The following is a 9,175-nucleotide window of genomic DNA, read 5'->3' on the forward strand; positions in this document are numbered from 1 at the left end:
CGGCGGGGTCCGCCCCCGGCCGGCCGCCGTCCGCCGTCCGTCAGCCCCGTTCCGGGACCAGGTGCACCGGTCCCGGCCCGGGCAGCAGCTCGCCGAGCACCGACGGAGCGGCCCGCAGCGCGGTCACCCCGGCCTCCCGGACCAGCTCCCCCACGTCGCCCGGCCGGTCCGGATCGGCCAGCACCAGCGCCGCCCCGGTCCGCAGCGGCCAGAGGAACTCCCAGAGCGGCAGCCCCAGCTGGAGCACCCGGTCGCCGGGGCCGAGCCCGTACGCGGCCTGCAGCTCGCGCACCCGGCGGTCCACCTCGCCGTGCGCCGTCCACACCCCCGCCGGCCGGCCGCCGGGACCGTACGCCCGGCAGAGCGGGTGCTGCGGGGTGAGCGCGCGCGGCGGGTCGGTGACCGCCCGGCCGGCCAGCTCGGCGGCGGCCGGCCGCTCGGCGTCCGGCACCCCCTCCCCCAGCACGCAGACCGGGGCCGCGTCGGCCAGCAGCCAGGCCAGCCGGCCCGGCGCGTCGTCCGGGTCCAGCGGCAGGTACGCCGCCCCCGACTTCGCCACCGCCAGCAGCGCCGGCACCAGGTCGGCCGGGCGGGTGAGCGCGAGGCCGACGACCGTACCGGGGCGGGCGCCGCGGTCCGCCAGGCAGCGCGCCATCCGGTTGGCCGCGGCGTTGAGTTCGCGGTAGCTCACCGGCGCCGCGCCGACCGGCAGCAGCGCGGGCGCGTCCGGTGTCCGGGCGGCCTGCGCCTCGACCGGTCCGATCGCCGTGGTGGCCGGCCACCGCGCCGCTCCCGACGGCCGGGCCGCCCCCGTTGCGGACTCCATCAGGACGCGCCCAGCAGCTCGGCCCAGGCCTCGACGGCCGGGCGCTCGGCCAGCTGCAGGAAGGCCACCTCTGCGCCCTCGGAGCGCCAGCGCTCGGCCAGCGCCATCAGCCGCACCGAGTCCAGGCCCCAGTCGGCCAGGTTCTCGTCCAGCGGGATGTCCGCCGGCTCCTCGCCGAGCAGGTCGGCGACCTCGGCGCGGATCCGCTCCACGGTGAAGGCCATGCCCGTCACTTCCCTTCCAGTACGGCGTCGGTGCCGGTGACCACGCCGCAGCGGCCGGCCACCCAGGTGAGCGCGGCACGGTGCTCGTCCGCGCCGAAGTCGGCGACCGCGTCGGCCACCACGAAGGCCCGCACGTCGCGCATCCACGCGTCGCAGGCGGTGGCCTGCACGCCGATGTGCGCGTACACGCCGGTGATCACCAGCTCGTCGCGGCCCTGCTCGCGCAGCAGCTCGTCCAGGTCGGTGCGGACGAACGCGCTGTACTTCCACTTGGTGAGCAGCCGGTCGCCCGCGACCGGGGCGACCTCGTCGGCGATGGCCGCCGCCCGCGGGTCGTCCGGGATGCCCGGGCCCCAGAAGTCCTGCTGCAGACCGCGCTGTTCGGGGCTCTGACCGCCCGGCTGCGCCGAGTAGACGACCGGCACGCCGTGCTCGGCGGCCCAGGCGCGCAGCCGGTTGATGTTGGCGAACAGCTCGGGCAGCGGCGGGGCCGCCGTGTCGAAGGCGTTCAGGAAGTGGTTCTGCAGGTCGTGGACCAGCAGCACGGCCCGGGACGGGTCGACGGTCCAGTCGACCCGGTTCGCCGGCAGGGCGGCGGCGTCGGGCATCGGGTAGGAGGGGATGCGGGGCAGGCCCACGGCGGTGCTTCCTTAGCTGTGTCAGCGAGTCCGGGGAGCTCGCAGGTGTCAGGAGGTGTCAGGAGGTGGGGAGGGAGGCGGCGATGGCGGCGCGCAGGTCCTTCTTGCTGACCTTGCCGATGCCGGTGGCGGGGAACGCGTCGACGAACTCGACCCGGTCCGGCACCTTGAAGTCGGCCAGCCCGCGCCCGCGCACGAAGCGCTTCAGATCGACGGACTTCGGCGGCCGCGCGCGGTGCTCCTCGCGCAGCACCACGTAGGCGCAGGTGCGCTCGCCCAGGTAGGGGTCGGGCATCGAGACCACGGCGGCGTCGTGGACGGCCGGGTGGGCCAGCAGGTGGTTCTCGATCTCCTCGGCGGCGACCTTCTCGCCGCCCCGGTTGATCTGGTCCTTGGCCCGGCCCTCGACCACCAGGTGGCCGGTCCCCGTGCGGCGGACCAGGTCACCGGTGCGGTAGAAGCCGTCCGCGGTGAACGAGTTCGCGTTGTGCTCCGGCGCGTTCCAGTAGCCGCGGATGGTGTACGGCCCCCGGGTGAGCAGGTGGCCGGTCTCGCCGTCGGGCAGGTCGCGGTCCTCGTCGTCGACCACCCGCACCTCGTCGTCCGGGGAGATCGGCCGGCCCTGGGTGGTGACGACGACCTCCTCCGGGTCGTCCAGCCGGGTGTAGTTGACCAGGCCCTCGGCCATCCCGAAGACCTGCTGGAGGGTGCAGCCCAGCACCGGGCGCACCCGGCGGGCCGCCTCCTCGCTGAACTTGGCGCCACCGACCAGCAGGACCTCCAGCGACTCCAGCCCGGTCGCCCCGCCGGCCGCCCGGAGCCGCTCGGCGGCCTCCAGCCAGAGCAGGGCCAGCGGCGGCACCAGGCCGGTGATGGTCACGCCCTCGCGCCCGATCAGCGGGAACGCCGTCTCGGGGCTCGGCTGCGGGCAGAGCACCACCGTGCCGCCCGCGTACAGCGTGCCGAGCGAACCGGGCGAGCTGAGCGGGAAGTTGTGCGCGGCGGGCAGCACCACGAGGTAGACGCTGTGCTCGTCCTGGCCGCAGAGTTCGACCGAGCCGCGCAGCGAGTAGATGTAGTCGTCGTGGGTGCGCGGGATGAGCTTGGGCACCCCGGTGCTGCCGCCGGAGAGCTGCAGGAAGGCGACGTCCTCCGGCCGCGGCTCCGGGCCAGCGCCGGGGACGGGGTCCACCGCGACGCCGGCCAGCGGCGTGTGCTCGCCGGCGTCCCCGCCGGTCACCAGGACGTGCCGCAGCGACGGCGCCCCGGCCTTCACCCGGCTCGCCAGGTCGCGGTAGTCGAAACCGCCCTCGACGGCCGGGATCACGTAGCCGACCGCGCCGGTGAACTCGCAGAAGTAGGAGATCTCGGTGAAGCGGTGCGCGGGCAGCGCGAAGACCGGCAGCGCGCCGATCCGGAACAGCCCGAAGACCACCTCGAAGAACTCGGCGGTGTTGGGGAGCTGGACCACCACGCGGTCGCCCCGGCCGATGCCGAGGGCGCGCAGGCCCGCGGCCGTCCGGTCGGCCCGGCGGTCGAGCTCGGCGTACGTCCAGCGGCGGGTCGGGTCCTCGCCCTCGCCGCCCGCCGGGTCGACGACCGCGATCCGGTCGGGGTGGGCGGCGGCGCGCTCGCGCAGCACCGAGCCGAAGGTCTCGCCGCGCCAGTGACCGGCCGCCCGGTAGCGCTCGGCGAACTCCGCCGGGTACGGGGCGAAGCCGGCCAGCACCTGCTCCATCGGATCGAGCGGTGCGGTCACGTCGGTCTCCCCCGGGGTGGTCAGGTCGCTCACCGCGGCACTCCCGCGGCGTCCAGGAAGGTACGGAACTTGGCGCTGGTCTCCGCGAGTTCGGCCTCCGGCCGGGACTCGGCGACGACACCCGCGCCGGCGAACACCTTCAGGCTCCGCTCGTCGGCCTCGGCGCAGCGCAGGGTGACCACCCACTCGCCGTCGCCGTGCGCGTCGCCCCAGCCGACCATGCCGGCGTACAGGCCGCGGTCGAACGGCTCGATCGCCCGGATCGCCTCGCGGGCCAGCGGCGTCGGGCTGCCGCAGACCGCCGGGGTCGGGTGCAGCGCGACGGCCAGCTCCAGGGCGGAGACCGCCGGGTCGGCCAGCTCGGCGGTGATGGTGGTGGCGAGGTGCCACATCGCGGCGGTGCGCACCAGGGTGGGCCGCTCCGGCACGTCCAGGGTGCGGCAGTAGGGCGCGAGGGCGGCACGGATGGCGTCCACCACGAAGGCGTGCTCGTGCAGGTCCTTCGGCGACTCCAGCAGCGCGGCGGCGCGGCGGACGTCCTCGCCGAGGTCGGCGCTGCGCGGCACCGAGCCGGCCAGCGGGTTGGCGACCACGGAGGTGCCCCGGCGGGAGAGCAGCAGCTCGGGGCTGGCGCCGATGAGGGTGCGGCCGCCGCCGGCCGGGACGCCGAAGGTGTAGCCGCCGGGGTCGCGGCGGGCCAGCCGCTGGAGGATCGCGGGCAGGTCGAGCGGGCGGTCGGCGTGCAGCTCCAGGGTGCGGGCGAGCACCACCTTGCTCAGCTCGCCGGTGTCCCGCAGCCGCCGGACGGCCTCGGCGACACCGGCGCCGTACGCCTCGGGGGCGGGCACCGGGCGGACGTCCCAGTCGATCCGGTCGGCGGCCGGGGCGGGCAGCGCGATCAGCGGGTCGTCCCGCAGCGCGCCGCAGCTGCGCAGCCGGGCGGGGACGGCGAGCTCGGCGCGGCTGTCGTGGTCGAACGCCACCGCGCCCACCACCAGCGGGTGTTCGACGCCGTCGCGGCGGGCCCGGGCGAGGGTGTCGGCGACCCGGTCGGCCAGCGGGCGCCCGTCCTGGGGCACCCGGGCGTGCACGCCCTCGGCGAGCAGCGTGCGGGTCGGGGAGGCGAAGAACGCCTCGTCGGGCGCGGCCCGGTACTGGCCCAGCAGCCCGCTGGCCGCGCCGATGACGGTGTGGTCCGTCCCGGCGGGGGCGTGATGCACCGTGGTCACCTGGATTCTCCCAGTCTGCGAGTGGTCGCCGGGCGCTGCTCGTCGCGGCGGCCGGCGGGTGGTGTGGTTCGGGGCGCGCGCCCCGGTGGGGGTGCGCCGCCCCGGTGGGCCGCGGGTCCCGGGGCGCTGCTCGTCCCGGGTCGCGGCCGGCGGGGCCGTCCGGCTGCCCGGACCGCCGTGGCGTCAGGCGCGCAGGGTGGCGCCGCCGTCCACGTAGAGGTCGTGCATGGTGATGTGGCGGGCGCGGTCGGAGACCAGGAAGGCCACCGCCTCGGCGATGTCGGCGGGCCGGGCGATCCGGCCGAGCGGGATGCCGGTCCGGTAGCCGGCCAGGTCGCCGTCGATGACGCGCCGTTCGGCGGCCGCGGCGTCGTCCTGCCAGAGCGCGCGCTGCATGTCGGTGTCGGTGGAACCGGGCGAGACGATGTTGCAGCGCACCCCGGAGCGGCCGAGCTCCAGGCCGAGACAGCGGGTGAACATGGTGGCCGCCGCCTTGGAGGCCGCGTAGGCGGCCATCCCGGTGCGCGGCACGCCGGCCGCGTTGGAGCCGACGGTGACGATGGCGCCGCCGCCGCGCTCGGCCATCCGCCGCCCGACCGCACGGGAGGTGTGGAAGACCCCGGTGGTGTTGACCGCGAAGGTGTCGGCCCAGTCCTGGTCGCCGAGCTCGACGACCGGTGCGACGCGCAGGATTCCCGCGACGTTCACCAGGATGCCGACCGGGCCCAGTTGGCGTTCGATCAGGTCCACGGTGGACTCGACGGCGGCGGCGTCGGTGACGTCCAGGGTGTAGGGGTGGACGGGGCCGTGCGCGTCCGGACGGCCCGACAGCTCGTCCGCGAGCACGGCCAGCGGACCCGGGTTGCGGTCGGCCGCCGCCACGACGGCGCCGGCGTCGACGAGCGCGCGCGTCACCGCCGCGCCGATGCCCTGTCCGGCCCCCGTGACGAGCGCGACGGTGCCGGCTAGTTCGGACTGCTGCACTGAAAATCCCCTCCGACCAGCAACATTAGGCAAGGCTAACCTAACACAATTGTTCGGGTCCGCCGAGGGGTCGTGCGAGGTCGGACGGCCCCTGCGGGGTCGTCAACTGTGCGGGGCGGGAGTGCGCGGGGCGGATCCGGAACGGACGGGGCGTCCGGCGGGGCGCGCGGCAGAACATCGGGCGGGGCGTCCGACGGCGGCTGCCCGGCGGGCGGCGGGCGGGGGCGGAGGGCCGCCGGACCGGCAAATGTGGACGCAACGTTGCGTCCAGTGTTACCGTCGAATCGAGACGCACCGTTGCGTCCGGTTTCGCGCCCCGGCGGCCCCCGGCCGCCCTTCCCCGGCGCCCGCGTTCCCGCGCCCCCGGTGCCCTTGCGCACCTCCCGACGTCCTCCCCGAGGAGCCACCGTGTCCTCCGCCCCACCCCGCCGCCAAGGCGGCCGGCTCGCCCCGGCCGCCGTCGCCCTCGCCTTCTGGGTCACCATGGCCGGCACCACGGTCCCCACCCCGCTCTACCCGCTCTACCAGCAGGCCTTCGGCTTCTCGACCTTCACCGTCACGGTGGTCTTCGCCCTCTACGCGCTCGGCGTCGTGGCCGGACTCCTCGCCCTCGGCCGGCTCTCCGACCAGATCGGCCGGCGGCCCGTCCTGATCGCCGCCCTGCTGCTCGCCGCCGCGGCGGCCGGCCTCTTCGAGGCCGCCGACTCGCTGCCCTGGCTGCTCGCCGCCCGCGTCCTGTCCGGCTTCGGCGCCGCCCTGGTCACCGGCTCCGCCACCGCCGCCCTGCTCGACCTCGCCCCGCCGGAGCACCGGCTGCGCGCCCAGACCGTGGCGCTCGGCGCCAACATGGGCGGCCTGGCCGGCGGCACCCTGTTCGCCGGCCTCCTCGCCGAGTGGGCCGGCTCGCCGCTGCGACTGCCGTGGACGGTCACGCTCGTGCTCACCGGCGTCGCCCTGCTGGGCCTGCTCGCCGTCCCCGAGACGGTGCCCGCCGAGGTCCGGGCCGGCTCCCGGTTCCGGCTGCGCCTCCAGCCGCTGCACGTCCCGCCCGCGATCCGCCCCGCCTTCCTGCGCGCCGCCCTCGCCGGCGGCGCCGGCTTCGCCGTCACCGGCGTGCTGACGGCGGTCAGCGGCCTCTTCCTGGCCACCGTGCTGGGCCTGCACCACCACGCGCTCACCGGCCTGGTCGTCGCACTGGCCTTCCTCTCCATCGCCGTCGGACAGCTCCTCGTCCGCGTCCTGCCGCCGTCCCGCGCGCTGCCGCTGGCCTGCGCCGGCCTGGTGCTGTCCGCCGCGCTGGTCATCGGCGCGCTGCTCGGCGGGACGCTGCCGCCGCTGCTGCTCGGCGCCTGCGTCAACGGCCTCGCCACCGGCACCGCGATCGGCACCGGTCTCGGCACCATCAACGGCGGGGTGGCCCCGCAGCAGCGCGGCGAGACGGTCTCCGCCTTCTTCGCGGTGCTGTTCACCATGCTCTCGCTCCCGGTGATCGGCGTGGGCGTGCTCATCCGCGCCACCGACCTGCGCACCGGCGGGGTCGTCTTCAGCGCCGCCGTCGCCCTCCTCGCCCTGGTGATCGCGGCCGGCCTGGTGCGCCGCCCCTCCGCGCCCGGACGGACGGCGGCCCCGCGCCCCGAGGAGGCGTGAGAGGATGGCCGCACCCGTCGCCACCGGCCCGCAGCCGCCCCCGCACAAGGACCAGGACACCATCGCCGCCCAGCCCCGCCCCGCCACCGGACGCCGCACCGCCGCACAGGCCGCCGCGACCGCTCCGGGCAGCACCGGCGGCGGCAGCGGCCGCCGCAGCGAGGCCGCACGGCTGGCGGTCCTGAACGCCGCCGACGACCTCCTGGTGGAGCAGGGCTTCGAGGGCCTCACCATCGAGGGCATCGCCGCCGCCGCCGGGGTCGCCAAGCAGACCATCTACCGGTGGTGGAAGTCCAAGGTCGACATCCTCTACGACAACCTCGTCCTGGACGCCGCCACCGCCCTGGCCTGGCCCGCCGGGACCCCCGCCGACCCGGCCGACCTGCGCGCCTACGTGCACCGGTTCGCCTCCTTCCTCGGCGGCGATCCGGCCGGCCAGGTGCTCCAGGCGCTCCTCGGGCACGCCCAGCTGGACACCCGGACCGCCGAGCTGCTGCACGACGGCTTCCTCGACCCGCTGCGCGCCCGCGACGTCGAGCACACCCGGGCCTGCCTCGGGCTCCCCGCCGGCGACCACGGCACCGACGCGGCCGCCGTCCTGCTCGACGCCCTGCTCGCCCCGCTCTACCACCGCGCCCTGGTGCTGCGCCGCCCGCTCGACGCCGCGTTCGTCGACGCGCTGCTCGACCAGCACCTGCCGCGCTGACCGCACCCGCACCCTTCACCCTTCGCACTTCACCGACCGCGCAGCCGCCGGCCCGTGTTCACCCCGGGCCAGGTCCGGCGCGCCCCGGATCCCCGAGGAGTCACCGTGTTCCGTCGCCCCCGGCCGACCCACGACGCCCAGGTCATCGCCGTCACCCCGCTCACCCCCGCCCTCGTCCGGCTCACCTTCCACGGCCCCACCCTGGACGCGCTCGGCGTCGAACACCCCACCCAATGGGTCAAGTTGGGCGTCCCCGAGGGCCACTCCCGCGCCTACACCGTCCGCCACCTGCGCCCGGCCGAGCGGGAGGTCGACATCGACGTGGTGCTGCACGGCAACGGCCCGCTCTCCCGCTGGGCGGAGGTCGTCCGCCCCGGCGACGCGGCCGTGCTGGCCGGCCCGCGCGGCCGCCGCCCGTCCTTCGAGGACGCCGGACACGCGCTGCTCGGCGCCGACGAGAGCGCCCTGCCCGCCGCACTGACCATCCTGGAGGAACTCCCGGCGCACATCCCGGCCACCCTGTTCGTCGAGGTCGGCGACGCCACCGGCGCCGGCCTGCCGCTCCCCGCCCGGGACGGCCTCGGCGTCCACTGGCTGACCCGCGACCCGGCCCTGCCGAAGGGCGGGACGCTCGCGGACGCCCTGCTCGCCGCCGACGTGCCGTCCGGCACCACGGCCTGGCTGGCCGGCGAGGCGCACTCCGTCGCGACCGTCCGCCGCCACCTGTTGACCGACTGGGCGCTGCCCCGCGAGCGCGTCCACAGCAAGGGCTACTGGAAGCAGGGCGAGGCCGACCACAAGGAATGACGCCCCCTCAGTCCCCCTGTGCCCGGCGGGCCCCGGAGACCGCCTCGGTGTACGGCTCGGTGTACGGCTCGGTGGTCGGGTCACCCTCCGCCACACCCGGCGCGGCCGGCACCGCGCGGCCGGCGGCGAGCGCGCCGGGCAGTTCGCGCCCGTCGGCGGCGGCCGTCCCGACCTCCGGGAACATCCCGTCCGGCTCCGCCGCCCGGACCAGGGTGGCGAGCATCCGGCGGCCCTCGTGGGTGAACTCGTCGTTCCGGCACCGCTTCTCGAAGACCGGCCGGGCCTCGTGGCCGGGGCCGCGCACGATCGCGTGCGCGGCCCCGGCCTCGGCCGCCCAGGGCCCGGGCGCCGGCGT

General features: G+C 76.7%; 9 protein-coding genes and 1 pseudogene. 3 read left to right on the forward strand and 7 right to left on the reverse strand.

Annotation, left to right across the window (positions count from 1 at the left end; translation table 11 throughout):
• Positions 1 to 40: 40 nt before the first annotated feature.
• The 6 genes from ACFCX4_RS31210 to ACFCX4_RS31235 form a co-directional block, all read right to left on the reverse strand.
• A complete protein-coding gene (locus tag ACFCX4_RS31210; RefSeq protein WP_376149826.1) occupies positions 41 to 826 on the reverse strand; it encodes an AMP-binding protein in 786 nt (261 codons plus the stop codon).
• Positions 826 to 1,050 (reverse strand): phosphopantetheine-binding protein, encoded by a 225-nt coding sequence (locus ACFCX4_RS31215; protein ID WP_376149829.1) that lies wholly within the window; start codon positions 1,048 to 1,050, stop codon positions 826 to 828. The genes ACFCX4_RS31210 and ACFCX4_RS31215 overlap by 1 nt, the downstream gene beginning before the upstream one ends.
• A gap of 5 nt (positions 1,051 to 1,055) precedes the next feature.
• Positions 1,056 to 1,688, reverse strand: a complete 633-nt coding sequence (locus ACFCX4_RS31220; RefSeq protein ID WP_376149832.1) for an isochorismatase family protein — start codon at positions 1,686 to 1,688, stop codon at positions 1,056 to 1,058.
• Positions 1,689 to 1,746: 58 nt separating this feature from the next.
• Positions 1,747 to 3,426, reverse strand: a complete 1,680-nt coding sequence (locus tag ACFCX4_RS31225) for a (2,3-dihydroxybenzoyl)adenylate synthase (protein ID WP_376149846.1) — start codon at positions 3,424 to 3,426, stop codon at positions 1,747 to 1,749.
• 50 nt (positions 3,427 to 3,476) lie between these two features.
• Positions 3,477 to 4,682, reverse strand: a complete 1,206-nt coding sequence (dhbC, locus tag ACFCX4_RS31230; protein ID WP_376149849.1) for an isochorismate synthase DhbC — start codon at positions 4,680 to 4,682, stop codon at positions 3,477 to 3,479.
• A gap of 177 nt (positions 4,683 to 4,859) precedes the next feature.
• A complete protein-coding gene (locus tag ACFCX4_RS31235) occupies positions 4,860 to 5,693 on the reverse strand; it encodes a 2,3-dihydro-2,3-dihydroxybenzoate dehydrogenase (protein WP_376149835.1) in 834 nt (277 codons plus the stop codon).
• Between the two features lie 375 nt (positions 5,694 to 6,068).
• On the opposite strand from ACFCX4_RS31235, the gene ACFCX4_RS31240 reads away from it, so the two are divergent.
• The 3 genes from ACFCX4_RS31240 (at position 6,069) to ACFCX4_RS31250 (ending at position 8,820) form a co-directional block, all read left to right on the forward strand.
• Positions 6,069 to 7,307 (forward strand): MFS transporter, encoded by a 1,239-nt coding sequence (locus ACFCX4_RS31240; RefSeq protein WP_376149838.1) that lies wholly within the window; start codon positions 6,069 to 6,071, stop codon positions 7,305 to 7,307.
• Between the two features lie 4 nt (positions 7,308 to 7,311).
• Positions 7,312 to 8,013 carry a TetR/AcrR family transcriptional regulator gene (locus tag ACFCX4_RS31245; RefSeq protein WP_376149840.1) on the forward strand — a complete coding sequence of 234 codons (702 nt, stop codon included), beginning with the start codon at positions 7,312 to 7,314 and terminating at the stop codon, positions 8,011 to 8,013.
• Between the two features lie 105 nt (positions 8,014 to 8,118).
• Complete coding sequence (locus tag ACFCX4_RS31250; protein ID WP_376149843.1) at positions 8,119 to 8,820, forward strand: siderophore-interacting protein; 702 nt, start codon at positions 8,119 to 8,121, stop codon at positions 8,818 to 8,820.
• A 7-nt stretch (positions 8,821 to 8,827) separates the two neighbouring features.
• Here the strand turns inward: ACFCX4_RS31250 and ACFCX4_RS31255 are convergent.
• Positions 8,828 to 9,175 (reverse strand): annotated as a pseudogene (locus ACFCX4_RS31255) (adenylyl cyclase); the annotation flags it as partial.

This window comes from Kitasatospora sp. NPDC056327, assembly GCF_042261735.1.
GTDB lineage: Bacteria > Actinomycetota > Actinomycetes > Streptomycetales > Streptomycetaceae > Kitasatospora.

What these genes read in the sequence shown, in the direction of transcription:
- ACFCX4_RS31210 (WP_376149826.1), bottom strand. Translation starts at nt 826, where the DNA reads ATGGAGTCCGCAACGGGGGCGGCCCGGCCGTCGGGAGCGGCGCGGTGG.
- ACFCX4_RS31215 (WP_376149829.1), bottom strand. Translation starts at nt 1,050, where the DNA reads ATGGCCTTCACCGTGGAGCGGATCCGCGCCGAGGTCGCCGACCTGCTC.
- ACFCX4_RS31225 (WP_376149846.1), bottom strand. Translation starts at nt 3,426, where the DNA reads ATGGAGCAGGTGCTGGCCGGCTTCGCCCCGTACCCGGCGGAGTTCGCC.
- ACFCX4_RS31245 (WP_376149840.1), top strand. Translation starts at nt 7,312, where the DNA reads ATGGCCGCACCCGTCGCCACCGGCCCGCAGCCGCCCCCGCACAAGGAC.